A 17,671-nucleotide genomic window follows, 5' to 3' on the forward strand; every position below is an offset into this window, starting at 1 on the left:
CGAAGGGAATACGATGAACAACAACAAATCTTACAACAAACATCTTATTGCACTGGCAGTGAGCAGCGCATTATTCAGTTTCAATGCAATAGCAGCCGAGCAAAGTACAGAGCAAAGTGCTCAATCCAACACCCAGCAAAAAAAACTACTCGACCTTGAACGCATCGTAGTGACAGGTAGCGGTGGGCGCGGGCAAACTAAGCTTGAATCTTCGGTATCTATCACCACCCTAGACAGTGAGCAACTCGCCCGTGAAGCGCCACTTGGCACAGGAGACTTACTTGAATCAGTGCCTGGTTTTTGGGTTGAAGACTCAGGCGGTGAAACCAATAATAACGTCGCGCCAAGAGGCCTGCGTGGCGGTGAAGGGTTTCGTTATATTGGGGTTGAAGAAGATGGTCTCCCCGTCGTTTATGATGGCGTGTGGGTCGATTTCTATCAGCGTCAAGATATAACTATCGAACACATGGAAGCCGTGCGCGGTGGCACATCTGGCCTACTCACCACCAACGGCCCTGCTGCTTTAGTTAACTTTATTACTCGTAAACCCGATGATGTGGAAGAAGCCACGATTCGCCTGACCACTGCCGATTATGGTATATATCGCAGCGAATTTTTCTACGGTACACCAATCAGTGATGACTGGAAAATGTCATTAGGTGGCTTTTATCGCCGTTCTGATGGCGTAAGAGACACCGAATTCACCGCCGATCATGGGGGCCAATTACGACTCAGCCTAGTGCGCGAATTTGATAAAGGACAACTGACTCTCTCCGCTAAGCACCTTAATGATCACACTACCTTTTTTGTGCCTATTCCATTGCAAGATCAAGACAACCCAAAAGGAATACCCGGCGTTGATCCCCAACATGGCACCCTAATTGGTAATGGTCAGCGTTTGCTAAAATATCTACAAGAAGACGGCAGTTACCATACTCGTGACCTAAAAGACGGCCAACACACTAAGTTTAGTACCTTAGGTTACAACTTAGATTGGGAGCTTAACGATCGCTGGTTATTAAATACAGCTGGTCACTACTCGAACTTCGAAAACGATATGTACATTTTGCTTAACTTTGATAACTCAACTTTAGTCAATGCCAACGATCGATTGGGCCAACAAGACGTACTGTCTATGCTTGATCAATTTGCGGATGACGGCGCAGTGGCTGCTCAGTATCGTTATGTTGATAACGGTGAAATGCTCAGCGATCTAAATAACTTAAACGGCAATGGTTTAGTCACCACCAGTTACCCACTGTATTCACGCTATGACGCAGAACAGTTTGTAAATAAGCTTAATTTTACTTACGAAGGCGATAAACACACCCTTACCATGGGTTGGTTATTTGCTTATGTTGATGCCGATTCATTACCAGTGGATAAGTGGGAGTCGCAATTTTTAACCGAAGTTAAAGATAACGCCCGCTTGCTTGATATTGTTGCCGTAGATAACAACCAACAAGTCGTTGGCCAGCTTACCGACAACGGCTCAACAGGTTATGCGCCAGGCTGGGGACAAGCAACAGCGTTTGGTACTAGCACCTCTAACTCATTATTTATCAATGAACAGTTCCAAGCTACTGACAACCTTCGTATTGATGGTGGTATTCGGGTTGAATGGCTAGAACTTGAAAGCACTGCCTCGGGCACTGAGTTTGCAAAGCCCGTCGATGGCGCATTTGATGCCGATGGCAATGACATTGATAATAACCTAGCGAATAACTACGTTGATACGACCTCAACAAAATACTTATCTAAAAAACGCAGTGAAACCGAAACCGCTTGGACTGTTGGTTTTAATTATACTTTTTCAGACGATGTTTCAATGTTTGGCCGCTACGCTGATGCCTTTGAAATGCCACGCTTAATGAGCTATGGACAAAATATTCATGCCGGCATTGATGCCGACTTTAATGACAGCGTAAACCTAACCTTTAGTGAGTTGGGGGCCCGCTATTCTGGCGATACATTAGGCTCATCAGTAACATTATTTAGAACGAAATTTAATGACTTGGTTGAGCGAAACTTTACTGGCAGTAATGGAGAAGTGGCTAATCAAACAATAGATACAGTAACAGATGGGATTGAATTTGAAGCCGTTTGGCAGGCCCTTGAGGATCTGCAATTTGAACTGACAGGAGTTTTACAAGATCCAAAAATGGAAGGCTTCACCGGCGCATTTTCGCACTGGGAAGGTAAACAAGTTAAACGTACCCCTAAAGTACAATTTCGATTAACGCCTACTTACTATTTTGATGACGGTGATATCTACCTAACTGTGCACCATTTAGGTGAACGTTACTCTGATGGCGAGAACAAATTTGAGCTACCCGCCTATACCACATTCGATATGGGTGTAAATTATCGCTTTAATGACAGCGTTGCCTTGCATGTTAAGGCCACAAATATCAGCGATGAACTTGGCCTAACCGAAGGTAATCCACGAGCAATTAACGACGTGCAAGCTGGTTATGATTATTACTATGCTCGGCCTATTTTAGGGCGCACGATAAGTGCCTCTTTAACCCTTAATTTTTAACGTCCCCTTGCTAATTTGCGCTATGCCCAGTGCTAATTAGTTTACTCAAGCCCGCATTTGCGGGCTTTTCTTAGGATTTTACAATGAATAGACACGCTTTATGTAAATACCTGCGCAGCTGCTTTTTTGTATTTACTGTTTTACTTGCACCATTTTATGCTGCTGCAAATATCATCCCAAAGCCAACAAATATGGCACTCGGAGAAGGCCACTTTAGCCTAACGCATCACAGTCAAATTAGTTATAACCATAATACGGCTAAGCCTGTGGCAGAACAGTTAGCTCGCTTTTTACGCGCTCCTACAGGGTATCAATTACCGGTTACGCAAGCTAATAACACGATTAAACAAACTATTGCCTTCAAAATAGTGGATTTACCGCTAAACAAAGAAAGCTATCAATTAATCGTAAAACAAGACTTTATCGAAGTAAAAGCACGCACTGCAACGGGATTATTTTGGGCGATGCAGTCACTACGGCAATTACTACCCAACGAAATAGAGTCTCGTATGCCAATCAATCGCCAGAGCTGGCTTATCCCTAGTGTAGAGATAGAAGATCAGCCTCGTTTTTCTTATCGCGGTATGCATTTGGATGTCAGCCGTCACTTTTTTGATGTCGCTTTTGTTAAACGCTACATCGACTGGCTAGCCATGCATAAATTAAATACTTTTCAATGGCACTTAACAGACGATCAAGGATGGCGTATTGCAATAGACGCCTACCCCAAATTAACTAAAATCGGTGGCACTCGCCCACACACAGTTGTAGGCCATACATACGATTATAAACCGCTGTTTGATAACCAACCGGTATCAGGCTTTTACACTAAAGCACAAATTAAAGAAGTGATTGAATATGCCAGAGCACGCCATATTGAAGTGATCCCTGAGATTGATATTCCAGGCCACAGCAGTGCAATTTTTGCTGCTTACCCTGAACTTTCATGTCATCAACAACCCGTTTCTGTACAACCGCAGTTTGGTATTTTTGAAGATGTACTTTGCCCGCGAGAAGATGTATTTGAGTTTCTTGCACAAGTGTATAAAGAAGTGGCCGAGTTATTTCCTAGCCAATACATTCATATTGGCGGCGATGAGGTGATCAAAAAACAATGGCTTGCAAGTCCAATTGTGAAGCAGCTAATGCAACAACATAATCTATCAACCCCTGAACAAGTGCAAAGCTACTTTATCAAACGGGTGGCTAAAATTGTCCAAGGGCTAGATAAAAAAGTAATCGGCTGGGATGAAATTCTTGAAGGTGGTGTCGCTGATGATGCTTTGATCATGTCATGGCGCGGCACCGAAGGTGGAATAGAAGCCGCTAAGATGGGCCATCAAGTAATTATGAGCCCCTATCAATATATTTATTTTGATGCTTATCAATCGCGAAATCTCGACGAACCCAAAGCGATTCATGGCTTAACCAGGTTAAAAGATGTCTATCAATACGACCCTCAACCTAGTCACTTAACTGATCAGCAACAGAGGTATATTATTGGCGCACAAGGCGCTTTATGGACCGAGTACATTAAAACCCCACGCCACGCCGAATATATGCTGTTTCCGCGCTTAAGTGCTTTAGCTGAAACCTTATGGTCAAATAAGGCGAATAAATCGTGGTCTGATTATAGTCAGCATCGCTTGCCTAATTTACTAAAGCGCTATCAGCAAATGCAGATAAATACTGCCAATAGTAGCTATAAACCGATTATCAGCAGTGAAGTTAAAGATAATGAGTTAGTAGCAAAAATCACCACAGATATTGCGGGTCCGACGATTTACTACACCTTGGATGGTAGTGAGCCAACATTAAAGTCAGCACAATATCAGCAACCCATTGTTATTACTAAGCACAGTCAATTACGCGCTCGCAGCTATATCGATTCACAAGCTCAGCTTGTCGGTGATGCCCGTCTTACGTTATCGCCACATTTAGCTATTGGCAAAAAAATAACATTAAAAAACCCCGCCGCTGGTGACTCAGCTGTAACATTACAAGACGGAAAATTCGCCTATGACCAATTTTATAGCGCTGATGATTATGCCATTTTTTACCACAGCGACCTTGATGCAGTAATTGATTTTGACACCCCAACGTTAATCAAACAAGTAAGCTTAGGCTATAACAGTGGTCGTCATCGTCAATTGCACCCGCCAACAAAAATACAAGTATTAGGTTCAGATGATCAGCAAAATTGGCAAAACCTAGCAACCATTACACAACCACAAGGCCCTATGTCTGTGCTGTCATTAGCCCCGACTAAAGTGCGATACTTAAAAGTAATAGCCATTAACGCTAAGCAATCAGACGATATCCAAATCCCCAAACTGCCCCTGTATATTGATGAACTTGCCGTAAACTAAAACCGCCTAAAGCCCTAATACTAAATACGTATTTAGGGCTTTTTTTCATTTTTCTTTCCCAAATAGCTTGCTGATTACGTTTATAGCATTGGAGTCAACTTGCAGTAATAGCTCTACCGACAACAACAATACTCAGGAGCCACTATGTTTGTCACAAAGCAAAAATTAACTAGCGCACTTTCAGTGTTAGCCTTACTCACTGCCAGCCAATTTAGCAATGCCCAACCAAATCCAGATAACCTAGCATTAAAATGGCAGGTTCTTGATCATGGTATTGGCGAAAATATATTTAAGGGCAGTTTAACAATTACTAATAATGGCATAGAGCCGCTTGGAGAAACGGGCTGGGCTTTATATTTTAGTTCAGTGCGGCCCCCTGCAAGTGTGTTGCCAAGCTCAGATGCAAATGGTGATTTTGCTCGCCAACATATTGCGGCGCAGCATTTAAGCCTAGATAATGCCGACGTGGCAAAAAGCGGAGATTACTTTGTATTAAAACCGGTAGCAGGATTTGCACCTATACCACCAGGAGAATCTCGTGAAATAGAAATTATCGCGCAATATTGGCAAATGCTGAAAAATGACTCTCCATCTGGCTTTCATATTAGTTATGATGGCCAAGCCCCACAAGCCGTATTAGTAGAAGTAAATATGGATCCGGGCGATCCTAAACAAACGACACAAACCGCAAACGACAACATGCCAGTGCAAACCACTGCATTACGGTTTAGTGAAAACAACGCCCCACTAGCAAACTTAACATTGCAAAACCAGCTGGTGCCAAAACCACACTCAGTTGTTACCACTGAGAATGAATTTTTAACCCTGATGAGTCAGCTAACCAGTATTACGGCACCGGCAAGCTTAACCAAAGAGGCCGCTTATTTACAAACTGCGCTAAGCGATTTACTCAGTGGTAGCTTTACTATTAATAGCAATCAACAAAACGGTCCAAATCAGATCACCCTTCTTATTGATAGTAATCTAGACACCAATCAAGATGGCCAAGCAGACGCCAGCGGTTATAAGCTCGAAGTTGATGCTTATGCTGGTATAAAAATTACCGGTACTGATGCCCAAGGGGTATTTTATGGTATTCAAACTTTGCGCCAAATGATCCCAACATCGATATACAAAAATGCCCGCAATTCAGCAACCTTGGCCGACAACGCTGTGCTACCGGCGAGTGTTATTGTGGATGCTCCTCGATTTGCTTATCGCGGAATGATGCTGGATGTAGCGCGTAACTTTCAGTCTAAAGAGACCATATTTAAATTGCTCGATTTAATGGCCTTTTATAAGCTCAACAAGTTCGAAATTAACTTAGCAAATGATGAAGGGTGGCGTTTAGAGATCCCTGGCATTCCTGAACTAACCGAGTTTGGCGCTAAACGAGGTTATGACCTCAACGAAGATACAATGCTGCATACCTTTATGGGTGCCGCTAATGAATTTGATTCTGGTGATGGTATAGAAAATAAGCCAACAAATAGCACAGAGGCCAATTTAGGTATTACCCCTAACTTTCAAGGTTTTGAAATTGCGCAACAAAACTTTTTAGGCAAAGGATGGGGGTATTATACAGTTAATGACTTCAAGGAAATCTTACAATATGGCGCAGACCGACATATTGATGTGATCATCGAGTATGATTTCCCGGCCCATGCAAGAGCTGCAATAAAAGCGATGGAGTATCGTTACAACAAATACAAAGATACCGATCCGTTAGAGGCAAATAAGTTTCGCTTAATAGATCCACTTGATCAATCACAATATTACACACCGCAATTCTATAATGATAACTTTGTAAACCCAGCCTTAGAAAGTACTTTTGCCTTTTTAGACCATGTTTTAGCGCAAACTAAAGCCATTTATGATGCAGTGCCTGATGCTAAACTTACCCGTTTACATGGCGGAGGCGATGAACTTCCTCACTTAGGTCCTAATGAATGGTGGGCACAATCTCCTGCGGTACAACTAAACCCTGCAACTGCAGGAAAAACCGATGCTGAGCTATTCGATTACTTTTTCTTACGTTGGAAACAAATCGTCAATCAACACGGGTTTGATATGGCCACTTGGGGTGATGTACTTTCGCACAATGGCACCGGTGAAGTTAACTATGGCGAAATATACCCAATTTTTTGGAACAATGTATGGGGTTGGGGCAACGAGCATCAAGCCTATAAATTTGCTAACCAAGGCTATCAAGTGGTGCTCTCCCATGCCACTAATATGTACTTAGATTTAGCTTATAACAAACACCCTGACGAAATTGGCTACCACTGGGCGGGCTATACAGATACTAAGAAAACATTCGAATACCGTCCTTTCAATATTTACGCTAATGCTGAAACCGATAAACTAGGTAACCCAGTTTCTTGGAATCCTAATTGGGTTCTACTCAATGAAACTGGAAAACAAAATATCCAAGGCATACAAGCGCAGCTATTTGGTGAGAACCAGAAATCACCAGAAATACTAGATTATATGACTTTTCCAAAATTACTTGGTGCGGCCGAACGTGCTTGGGTGCAAGAGATGCCAGCTGAAGGCCTTGCCACAGAGCAAGCTTGGCATACTTTTACCAATACCTTAGGGCAATACGCTCTACCACTATTGGACTATTACCAAGTGGTCGATACTCATGCTCAAATGCCACAGCAGGTTGGAGTAAATTATCGAGTTCCATTACCTGGGGGAAAAATTGAAGGCGGACAATTAATCGTTAATACTCGATTTGTTGGCATGGGTACTGAGTACTCAACGGATCAAGGTGTTACATGGCATTGTTATCTAGGTCCTGTGACTTTGGCTACAACGACAAGTGTACAACTGAGAACCGTAACTGATTCAGGCAAAGTCAGTCGTATCGCAAAAATTAACTAGCTTAGGAGGTAGCGTGAGCTGTCTATTTAGTCACTCACGCTACATTATAAATGGAAGAATAGGATGCGTAGCTATGCCACCTTTATTATCATTTAAACGAAAAAGAGCAGCAAACGAAGAGCCAACTGTATTGCAGGCTGATGTTATTCGCCGTCAACAAGTGGAACAATTGTTTTTGCAACAACAACAAAAATTAGTGCGCCATATTATGGCCAAAGGGCTTGATAAACGCGAAGCGGAAGATATTGCCCAAGAAGCATTTGTGAAACTGTTAGGTCTTGAGCAAACACAAGTAAGTAATTATGTTGCGGCCTATTTATATAAAATAGCGACCAATTTAACTATTGATAAATTGCGTCGCAAAGCCCGTAGCCCATTTGATGATTATGCTCATGATAGCGAGCAGGCGAGTCAGCCTAACAGCAGCGCTAACCCAGAAAAGAGTCATCATCAGCAAGAGCTATTAAAAGAAATGGAGAAGTCTCTGGCCAGTTTGCCAGATAAATGTCGACTCGCATTTTTGCTTTATAAAATACGTGGCCAAAGCTATGAAGAGATTGCTTTGACCTTACAAGTTTCACCCAGTATGGTACGAAAATATGTACTTCGTGCAGTTCGTCATTGCTATCAGCAGTTACAACATGAGCTTTGATCATGAGTTTTAAGGATATTAGCATGAACCCAACCCCTGATGATTTATCGGCTATTGAAGAGCAAGCAGCAGACTGGCTGCTATTCCTTCAAGAGCAGCAACTATCGCTGAGCAACAGTGAGAGTTATCCAGCGCAGCTCAATGAGTGGTTAGCACAAAGCAAGCTACACAGCGATACTTTTGAAAAAATGCAGCAGCTTTGGCACATTTCTACGCAATTAGACACTGACTATGTCGAGCAACAACTCGCGCAATTACCTGAGTCAGATAGCATCAACAAGCAAACCACACAGCGCTCTAAAATCGGCTATTTTGCCCTTGCTGCTGCGTTTTTTTTATTAAGCTTTACCGTTTACCTTAATGTTGAACAACCTAGTAAACAAACGGCTACGGTCGCCAAGAGTAGTAAAGTAACAAGCGACGTACAAAACCAATTTTATCGCACTCATATCAATGAACATCGTACTATCACTTTAGCCGATAACAGCCAAGTTGATTTAGGCGCTAACAGTCAATTAGCGGTGCGTTATAGTGATACCTTTCGAGAGCTGACCTTATACCAAGGCGAAGCGCTTTTTAGCGTCAGCAAAGATAAACAACGTCCATTTATTGTTCGCCATCAGCACAATCAGGTTGAAGCATTAGGTACTGTATTTAATGTACGCGCTAACCCCGCATCGATCCGTGTTGATGTACTTGAAGGCACTGTAGCTGTTGCAGCAGAGCAGCCAGTTAAGTTAACCCAAGGACAAGCTGCTGAAGTAACCAGTACAGGGATGATCAGCCGAAGCAAAGCACAAGGAGATAAACTGACTATGGCGTGGCAGCAAGGCCGTTTAGTTTATCAAAATGCACGTTTAGGCGATGTACTCAATGATGTGGCTCGTTACAGTGAATTAAAAGTAACCTTGAGCAATAAGCAACTGGCTCAGCTAACTTATAACGGGACTTTACTAACCAGTGAAATTGACTCTTGGCTCAATAGCCTAGATAAAATATACCCAATAAAAGTTAGCCAGCAGGGAGGCGTTTTCACCCTAACGGCTAACTAAACTGAATTCTGGCTAGCTAGATTAGCTAAAAGTGGCATGGCATACGCGAGCTAAAAATGGTACAAAGTTTGGACAATAATAAAAACATTGAATCAAACTATGTTATTAAGGTTATTAACCAAGCCACTGCCTTGGTTAATATTATTTAGTAGCTATGCACATGCTACGAGCTATTATCAATTTAATTTACCTGAGGCAACTTTGCAGCAGCGTTTACTTGATGTTGCAACGCAAAGTGGTTGGCAACTCAGTGCCGCAGCGTTACCTGAGCAAGCGTTATTAACCCCATTACAAGGACGCTTTAGTTTAGAGGAACTACTGAATAAAAGCTTTGAAAGTAGTCAGTATCAATTTCATTTAGACCCACAGCAACAACGAATTTTTGTAACATTCGCTATGCCTGAAAAAAAACATGATTTTGAGCGAATCATTGTAACGGGTGTCAGTGGTAAAACCCGTAATATTTTAAACTCTTCCATTTCAATTACTCAGTTGTCTACTCAACAGCTTGAGCAACACACTCCCTACTCTAGCGCCGAAATTCTAAAGGAGGTTACCGGCTTTTGGGTTGAAGATTCCGGCGGTGAAACCAATAATAATGTATCGCCACGGGGACTTAGAGGCGGTGAAGGGTTTCGTTTTATTAGTTTAATGGAAAATGGATTACCTATTACTTACGATGGTATTTGGAGTGACTTTTTTTTACGTCCTGATCTCACTCACCAAACAATTGAGGCTGTACGTGGCGGTAGTAGCGGTATTTTTACCCTTAATGGCCCAGCGGCCATGGTTAACTATATTACCCGGCGAGGTTCTGATCTCCCTTTTAATTTAGTTAAATTTAGCCACGCTCTTAATTATGATTACAGCAGATTAGACGCCCTATTTAGCGGCCCAATTAATGAAGAGCTTTTTTATAGTCTTGGTGGTTTTTATCGTACCTCCAATGGCATTCGCGAGCCCGGTTTTAATAGCGACTTGGGTGGCCAGTTTAGTGCGAAATTAAGCTGGATAAGGGATGATTTTGAGTTAGACCTAAGCTTTAAACATCTAAACGATAAAACCAGTTTTTATGCGCCCTTAGTCATGCAAAACTATAACAACATTAAGGAGCTGCCCAGTCTCCCTTATGATTACGGCACCTTACTGAGTGATGACTTGCAATATTTAGACTTTCACACCCCAGAAGGGCAAATAAAACGGGATTTAGAAGACGCGCAGCAAAGCTTAATGAACAGCTATACAGTGCAATTTAAAGGTATTTTATCAAAGCAGTGGCATATCAATAACAATGCACGATATGCAAACCTTAGTAACCAGTTTTATACCTTAATGAATTTAGGCAACGAGACTATTATTGATGCTAGTTCGCGCTTAGCCGCAGATGATGTAAATACATTCATCAATGATTTTTCCAAGTCTAATGTGCAAGCAAAATATCTGCGCAGTGCTGATAACACACTGATCCAAGACCCGTCTTTGCTCAATGGCAATGGCCTTATCACGTCGAGCTACCCTTTGTATTCTCGCTATAAGCAACAGCAATTTATTAATCATTTTAATGTCAATTATTACCAACCGCAGTGGTCACTCAGGCTAGGCCATATGTATGCGCATAATGACTTTAGTTCATTACCACTGGATCAGTGGCTTGGGCAAATACTGACCGATGTACAACATCAACCACAGCGCCTTGATATTGTACTGGTAGATGAACAGGATAATATTGTCGCAAACTTTACCGAGCAGGGCTTTTTATCTTACGCGGGACCTGTGTATTTAACTGGCCAAGGAAAGTTACGTTCGCATTCATTGTACGCAAGCCTTGATTGGCAAGTATCCGATAAGCTTAAGTTTGATTTTGCCCTCAGAAATGAACAACTCAGATTAACCAGTAGTACACAGCAAGGCAAAATTGGCCAAACAAGCACAGCCAAAGACTATTACTCACATTACTCTGCAAATAGCTCATTTACTGATTCTTTTAATCAAAACGCTGTCAGTCTTGGTGCTAACTATCAAATTAATGAACAACTGGCGGTATTTACTCGCTACGCAGATGCGTTTGAAATGCCCCGTTTAATTAGCTTTGGCAATGCCCGTGGTTGGGAAAAAGATACAGAACAACGGGATACACAAGGCTTCGGCCAACCGATAAGCTTAACCTTAACAGAGGTTGGTTTGCGCTATCATGCAATGCACTGGCAATTTAGTGGCACTTTGTTTGATACTAATTTTGATCCGCTTCCCTTTACCGTCTATCGCGGGGCTGCAAGCACTCAACAAGCGGTGTTGATCAACACGCAGACCCAAGGGCTAGAGTTTGAATACGACTATCAATTTAATCAAGCTTGGCAATTTAAGGCCATAGGTGTATGGCAAGATGCTGGCTTCTATGGCATTCCAACGCAATTACCGCAAAGCGAATTTAATGGGAATCAGATAACTCGGACACCGGAGCTGCAACTACGCCTGACGCCCAAATACCAAGCAGAGCCTATAACCGTCGCCGTTACTTGGTCTTATGTGGGTGAACGCTATTCAGATATTGCCAATCAATTTGCACTCCCTGCCTACCAAAGCTGGGATCTGTTTGCAGAGTTTATATTTACTGAGCAACTAAGCGCACAACTACAGGTAAAAAACCTAACTAATACGCTGGGTTTAACGGAAGGAAATCCAAGGGATGATCTAACTCATCAAGAGCCATTATTTTATGGCCGACCAATATTTGGCCGAACCATAAAATTAGCTTTAAGTTACCGGTTTTAGTTACTCTGGCCAGTCTTGTAGGGCTTTTAGGCTAAATTCATAACCATCAAAGCTCAATACACTTTGCTCAGGCGTAATTTCTAACACTTCAAAATCACCGAAGCGATCGCCTTCATACAACTCTCGATTGTTTAGCTTTATCCAGCGCTTTTCTACCGAAGAAGAATATATATGTGCTTGATATTTAATGCTCGGCAAAATAGCCAATAAACCATCGGGCAGAAGCTCAACAGGCTGCGCATAAGATGAGTTTTTAGTCCCTTGCGTTACTTGATGTGTTTGCGTTTGCTCTGTGTCTTTGATTGCACGAGCAAACGCATTTTTTAGCTCACTTGGCACAGAATCTAATTCATCATCACTCACAGTGGCAGGCTTTTTCACGGTGTTAGGTTCACCAATTGGCTTACCAAGCACTTTATACTTACTTAAATCCACATTACTTGAACTCGTATTAGCTGCTTGCTGAGTAAATTGTGGCGGTTGATTCGCCATCGCTTGGTACTGTGGCGCGGGTGCATTATAAACTTGTTGATAGCCATTCGGCGTTTGTATAAGCACTGGTTGATTCTGCGGGTAAGTAGGTACTGAGTTAACAGGTACTTGAACCCATTGATATTGCTGAGCAGATTGCAGGCTACCTTGAGGCATTACTTGCGCCGCAGCTTGGTTAAGCAGCGATGCCCCCCCTGCTTGAGAAGGTGTTGTACTCTCTTGTACAGGTTTTTCCACAACAGTGGCTGTTACTTGCTCTACTTTGGGTTTTGCTTCTTTTTCTTGCTGCTTAGGTTCTGCTACTTGAGCATCATTGAATTGTATAGTGTCAGTTTGTAGCCACTTTCCAATCATAAAACCAGCAACTAAAGTTAGCCCTAAAGCCAACACTACACCGAGCGATAGCGCAATAAAACGGTAGCGTTTTAGCTCTTGTTGTTGCTTAAGCTGCTGAGCACTTTGATCATAAGCAGATGCTTCATCATGATGTTCTGATTGTTTTAACGCATCTAATAAATACGACATAATTTACCACTACTAAAAAATAAACGACAAGCCAATACCCATACCAAGCACAGCAAGAAAACCTAAAGGTAGTAACCAATAAATAGAGTTTTGTTCAGTCTTTAACTCACTTTTAATGGCGCTAGGGGGTAATGCTTCCTCTGCTGAGCGCATGACTATATCGCTGTCTATCACCATGAGCTGCTTTGAAAACGCGCCCATTAAACAACGCTCACATAATAGGTTCACTAATCGAGGAATACCTTGGGTCGCAACATACACTGTTTTTATTGCATCAGGTGAAAACAACGCCCGTTCACAACCGGCTACATATAAACGGTGCTTAATATAGGCAATAGTTTGCCCCTCAGTAAGCGGTAACAAGTGGTATCGCGCAGTGATCCGCTGCGCTAATTGACGCAACTCATTGCGCTTGAGCAACGCTTGTAATTCAGGCTGACCCACCAGTACAATTTGCAGTAACTTTTTATGATCCGTTTCTATATTGGTAAGGAGCCTGAGCTGCTCAAGCACATCAGGTGATAATAACTGTGCTTCATCAATTAACAAAATAGTATGGCCACCTGCTTGATGGTTCGCTTCTAAATGTTTTTTGATGGCATCAGTTAAGGTTTTTAAGGTGGCATTTTGCTCATCATAATCAATGGCAAACTCATCACAAATGCTAGCCAATAACTCTAGCTGCGACAAAGCAGGATTATGGATCAAAGCCACTTGGGTATTTTCTGGCAGTTGCTCTTGCAAGCTACGGGTAAGGGTAGTTTTTCCTGTGCCCACTTCACCTGTTAACAACACAAAGCCACCCGCTTCACCTAAACCATAGGTTAAGTGAGCCAAAGCCTCTTTATGGCGTTCGCTTAAAAACAAATACTGTGGGTTTGGCGCGATTGAAAATGGTTTTTCCGACAAGCCAAAATAGCTTAAATACACCCTGAATTTCCTTACTGAGTAAATCAGCGCCTATAATGGCAAAAAAATGCACTAAGTGAAAACCTTGTTAGCGTTTTATTGGTTAAATAACGTAAAATAGTTTGAACAGTTAATTTTTAGGTGAGTTATGCAAGTTTATTTGGTCGGTGGTGCAGTACGAGATGAGCTTCTTGGACGCAAAATAAAAGAGCGTGATTACGTTGTTGTGGGAGCGACCCCTGAGCAACTTTTGCAACTAGGATATCAACAAGTCGGAAAAGACTTTCCAGTATTTCTGCACCCAAAAAGCAAAGAGGAATATGCCCTTGCCCGCACGGAGCGTAAACAGGGCCAAGGATATACAGGATTTATCTGTGAATTTTCTGCCGATGTAACGCTAGAAGACGATCTGCGCCGTCGTGATTTAACTGTTAATGCCATCGCTAAAGCAGATGACGGCAGCTTAGTTGACCCTTACGGTGGCAAGCAAGATTTAGATAACCGTATTTTACGCCATGTCTCCGAAGCTTTTAGTGAAGACCCGCTGCGTATCTTACGTGTTGCACGATTTGCTGCACGCTACCACTATTTAGGCTTTACCATTGCCGATGAAACTCAGTTATTATTAACTCAAATGATTAACCGTGGCGAACTAAATACGTTGACCGCTGAGCGTATTTGGCTTGAATGTGAAAAATCACTCGATGATGGTGCGTTTGCTGAGTTTTTAAATGTTCTCGCACAACTGGGAGCCCTCAACGCAATTAGCCCTGCCCTAGCAAATAACTGGAACAATAAATTATACCAACAATTAAAAAATCGATATGCATACGCACAAAGCCAAGAAATAACGGATAAGTCACTGTTGTTTGCACAAGCTACTAGCTCATTAACCGCCGATGACATTAAAGCCATAAGCGAATCGATTCGCTTACCTAATGATGTACGCGATTTGGCATTACAACTCAATGCCCATCAAGCAACTTTAACGAGCAAAATACTCAGCGCTGAGCTATTACTTACTTGTTGTAATCAACTTGATTTGTGGCGCCGCCCAGAGCGATTTACAGGATTGCTTTTAGCTTTAGAGGTTGCCAATTGTGGCGTTTTCAATAATAAGCAAAAGTTAATAAGAGCGACCGATGCAGCCAAAACGATCAACCCACAGCAATTTATTGCCCAAGGTGTGCAAGGAGCACAAATAAAAACCGCGCTAGAGAACGCGCGGCTTGAAATGTTCAACAATTATTTTAACTAACGTAAATGCTGGCTAACTATTCTTCGTAGCGGACAAAACGCAAGTAAACATTTGAGGCTTTAGCATGCAAGCTGTTAAGGCCTCTATCGAAAGTATATACCCAAGCAAAACTTGGATCCGTCACGTTTGATGTATTTGTCCAATAGTTGTCGTTTTTACTACCAATAAAAACGTCTTCATTAATACTTGGCGTTACACATTTATGCTCTAAAATACTTGCCAGCTCTTTAATATTTGGCACTTGCCAATCATCATAATTACCGGTGCGGTCATTAACTGATGCTCTAAGCGCTTCTTGCCAAGTCGTTTTAATTGCGCTGTTTGTGCAGCGAGTGGTATCTGCATCAAAGCTTTGTCCATAACTACAGGTTTGCCACATCAGTCCCGTAACATTATCACTGACTGTCCCATCAGTATTTAGCGTAAAGCGGTTACTTGGTGTGGTTTCGCTAATCGAATCATAACAGGTCTTAGCTGCTAAGATTGAAGGTGTAAATAATAGCGTTAGTACTAATAAAGCTTTCATTGCGTGCCCCCCGCTGTTCTCACTAATCGTACAAATGCAGTTTTACTTTTTGGATAAGCTAAATCGTTACCATTACTCATGTCGATAATATAAGCCTGCGACAAACTCGTACCATCAGCTGCGGTTTGCGATGTCCAATAAGGTAAGTAAGGCGCCTGAGTAAAGGTATTTTTGCTGGGTGTATTAGGGAAATAGTCATCATCTAACAGTAATGATTGCCCTTGTTTACCATAATCTAATAATGTCATTAATTCTGTATAAGTTGGCACTCGCCAATTAGTACCACCGCAATAATCAAGTCCATTTACGGCATCAACATAAGCTTGCAAACCGCAATTAGATGTACTTGGGCAAGTGCTATTAGCAGCCCCTAAGCTACTCCCTGTTTGTACGCCGTTATTATCGTTTAAATACCAAGTATAATGATTTTGACCTTCTCTTAACTGAGTATTTGGCACCGTCCCTGTATTTGGCGCTTTCACTTCCCAAATTAAGCCCGTGACATTATCGCGAACACAGCTATAGTCAGATTCAGTGTCAGGCAATTCATCAGCAAATTCATTAAGTTTAGTAAAATCGAAGGCATGTTCACCTGCCCCTACTTTATCTATATGTGTAGTAACCACACTATCACGGCCAACTGCCGCATCTTGACGTGGGAAATCAGGGCTAGTACAAGCAACTTCTTGCGTATGGTTGTAGCACTTACCCATACCCGAGTCATTAATCAACCCAAGCGGTTTAGACTCGACAGTAATATTCACAGCGTCAGTATCAGTACGTCCTTTGCTATCGGTCACAGTAACTTCAAAAGTTAACGTATTGATTGCGTCAGTATTGGGGGCAGTGAAAGAAACAATGCATTGCCGTTGATTAGCTAAGGTTGCATTACCAGTCAGTTGTTGCCAATAGCATGAGAAGGTATCAGTGACTGTTTCACTTGAGGTCGCATCAAGGGTAACCTGTTCCACTTCAATAACGGTTTGATCAGCGCCTGCATTTGCAATGACAACTTCATCCGTTTTATTAAGAATATGTGTATATTGTGTGCTGTCTTCACCACCTTCATCATCAACAACGGTGAGCTGCCAAACTAAAGTGGTGTTTACATCGAGTAAGGGGTGAGTAAAGCTAATGGTGTCATTGCTAGCGCTATCAATAACCATGGTTGGTCCAGAAAGCTGTAGCCAGCTGTAGCTATTGATTGCCCCGTTTTCATCAGGGTCTATGGATGTTTGGGCGCTCAAAGTAATGGTATCGTTATAATCTGATGGCAATTCAGTGGGAGCTGTCTGCATTACTATGGCTTCAGGGAGTTGATTATTTGACGCTATTGAAATTATAACATCATCACTAACTAAAGTGCCGTCAGTGGTCTGATAATTAACACGTAATACAAGCTCGCTGTCTGCCTTAATATCTGGAGCTATGAGTGTTTGTTCAGCGCCGTCAGCGGGTAAGCCGTCTATACTAGGGCCGCTAACTCGTTGCCAGGTAAATGTACCATCGGCTGGCGAGCCTAATGCCGTAACTGTAAATTCATTTTTTTCAATGACTTGTTGATCTACTCCAGCATTTACTGAAGTGGCAACTTCAGGGTTATCATTACCGCCCCCTGAACCACCACACGCACTTAACAAAGAAATAATCGGTAATATAACGAAAAGCACTCTCATGCACTGCTT

Annotated in this window: 11 protein-coding genes; 7 read left to right on the top strand and 4 right to left on the bottom strand. The window is 42.2% G+C overall.

What is annotated here, in order from left to right; translation table 11 throughout:
• Positions 1–13 precede the first annotated feature (13 nt).
• From B5G52_RS02080 to B5G52_RS02105, 6 genes are all read left to right on the top strand, one after another.
• Entirely contained in the window at positions 14–2,542 is a 2,529-nt protein-coding gene (locus B5G52_RS02080) for a TonB-dependent siderophore receptor (RefSeq protein WP_087531046.1), read from the top strand.
• A gap of 83 nt (positions 2,543–2,625) precedes the next feature.
• Positions 2,626–4,911 (top strand): beta-N-acetylhexosaminidase, encoded by a 2,286-nt coding sequence (locus B5G52_RS02085; RefSeq protein ID WP_087531047.1) that lies wholly within the window; start codon positions 2,626–2,628, stop codon positions 4,909–4,911.
• A gap of 144 nt (positions 4,912–5,055) precedes the next feature.
• Positions 5,056–7,800 carry a family 20 glycosylhydrolase gene (locus B5G52_RS02090; RefSeq protein WP_087531048.1) on the top strand — a complete coding sequence of 915 codons (2,745 nt, stop codon included), beginning with the start codon at positions 5,056–5,058 and terminating at the stop codon, positions 7,798–7,800.
• Between the two features lie 73 nt (positions 7,801–7,873).
• Positions 7,874–8,452 (top strand): RNA polymerase sigma factor, encoded by a 579-nt coding sequence (locus tag B5G52_RS02095; RefSeq protein WP_087531049.1) that lies wholly within the window; start codon positions 7,874–7,876, stop codon positions 8,450–8,452.
• A 23-nt stretch (positions 8,453–8,475) separates the two neighbouring features.
• The gene (locus tag B5G52_RS02100) at positions 8,476–9,504 is read left to right on the top strand and encodes a FecR domain-containing protein (protein WP_087531050.1); all 1,029 of its coding nucleotides are present in this window, start codon (positions 8,476–8,478) and stop codon (positions 9,502–9,504) included.
• Between the two features lie 99 nt (positions 9,505–9,603).
• A complete protein-coding gene (locus B5G52_RS02105) occupies positions 9,604–12,276 on the top strand; it encodes a TonB-dependent receptor (RefSeq protein WP_087531051.1) in 2,673 nt (890 codons plus the stop codon).
• Here the strand turns inward: B5G52_RS02105 and B5G52_RS02110 are convergent, their stop codons facing one another.
• Both B5G52_RS02110 and B5G52_RS02115 read right to left on the bottom strand, forming a co-directional pair.
• Positions 12,277–13,293 (bottom strand): general secretion pathway protein GspB, encoded by a 1,017-nt coding sequence (locus tag B5G52_RS02110; protein ID WP_087531052.1) that lies wholly within the window; start codon positions 13,291–13,293, stop codon positions 12,277–12,279.
• A gap of 12 nt (positions 13,294–13,305) precedes the next feature.
• On the bottom strand, positions 13,306–14,223 hold the full coding sequence (locus B5G52_RS02115) for an ExeA family protein (protein WP_087531053.1): 918 nt from the start codon (positions 14,221–14,223) through the stop codon (positions 13,306–13,308).
• 127 nt (positions 14,224–14,350) lie between these two features.
• Here B5G52_RS02115 and B5G52_RS02120 point away from each other — a divergent pair, with 127 nt between their 5' ends.
• Positions 14,351–15,460 carry a tRNA nucleotidyltransferase gene (locus tag B5G52_RS02120; RefSeq protein WP_087531054.1) on the top strand — a complete coding sequence of 370 codons (1,110 nt, stop codon included), beginning with the start codon at positions 14,351–14,353 and terminating at the stop codon, positions 15,458–15,460.
• 16 nt (positions 15,461–15,476) lie between these two features.
• On the opposite strand, the gene B5G52_RS02125 is transcribed toward B5G52_RS02120, so the two are convergent.
• Positions 15,477–15,986, bottom strand: a complete 510-nt coding sequence (locus B5G52_RS02125) for a DUF1566 domain-containing protein (RefSeq protein ID WP_087531055.1) — start codon at positions 15,984–15,986, stop codon at positions 15,477–15,479.
• Complete coding sequence (locus tag B5G52_RS02130) at positions 15,983–17,662, bottom strand: DUF1566 domain-containing protein (RefSeq protein WP_087531056.1); 1,680 nt, start codon at positions 17,660–17,662, stop codon at positions 15,983–15,985. The genes B5G52_RS02125 and B5G52_RS02130 overlap by 4 nt, the downstream gene beginning before the upstream one ends.
• Between the last annotated feature and the right edge of the window lie 9 nt (positions 17,663–17,671).

It is taken from the genome of Pseudoalteromonas sp. A601 (assembly GCF_002165575.1).
Taxonomy (GTDB): domain Bacteria; phylum Pseudomonadota; class Gammaproteobacteria; order Enterobacterales; family Alteromonadaceae; genus Pseudoalteromonas.

Excerpts from the sequence above, each read along its gene's own strand:
- B5G52_RS02080 (WP_087531046.1), top strand. The coding sequence starts at position 14 with ATGAACAACAACAAATCTTACAACAAACATCTTATTGCACTGGCAGTG.
- B5G52_RS02085 (WP_087531047.1), top strand. The coding sequence starts at position 2,626 with ATGAATAGACACGCTTTATGTAAATACCTGCGCAGCTGCTTTTTTGTA.
- B5G52_RS02090 (WP_087531048.1), top strand. The coding sequence starts at position 5,056 with ATGTTTGTCACAAAGCAAAAATTAACTAGCGCACTTTCAGTGTTAGCC.
- B5G52_RS02095 (WP_087531049.1), top strand. The coding sequence starts at position 7,874 with ATGCCACCTTTATTATCATTTAAACGAAAAAGAGCAGCAAACGAAGAG.
- B5G52_RS02100 (WP_087531050.1), top strand. The coding sequence starts at position 8,476 with ATGAACCCAACCCCTGATGATTTATCGGCTATTGAAGAGCAAGCAGCA.
- B5G52_RS02105 (WP_087531051.1), top strand. The coding sequence starts at position 9,604 with ATGTTATTAAGGTTATTAACCAAGCCACTGCCTTGGTTAATATTATTT.
- B5G52_RS02110 (WP_087531052.1), bottom strand. The coding sequence starts at position 13,293 with ATGTCGTATTTATTAGATGCGTTAAAACAATCAGAACATCATGATGAA.
- B5G52_RS02120 (WP_087531054.1), top strand. The coding sequence starts at position 14,351 with ATGCAAGTTTATTTGGTCGGTGGTGCAGTACGAGATGAGCTTCTTGGA.
- B5G52_RS02125 (WP_087531055.1), bottom strand. The coding sequence starts at position 15,986 with ATGAAAGCTTTATTAGTACTAACGCTATTATTTACACCTTCAATCTTA.
- B5G52_RS02130 (WP_087531056.1), bottom strand. The coding sequence starts at position 17,662 with ATGAGAGTGCTTTTCGTTATATTACCGATTATTTCTTTGTTAAGTGCG.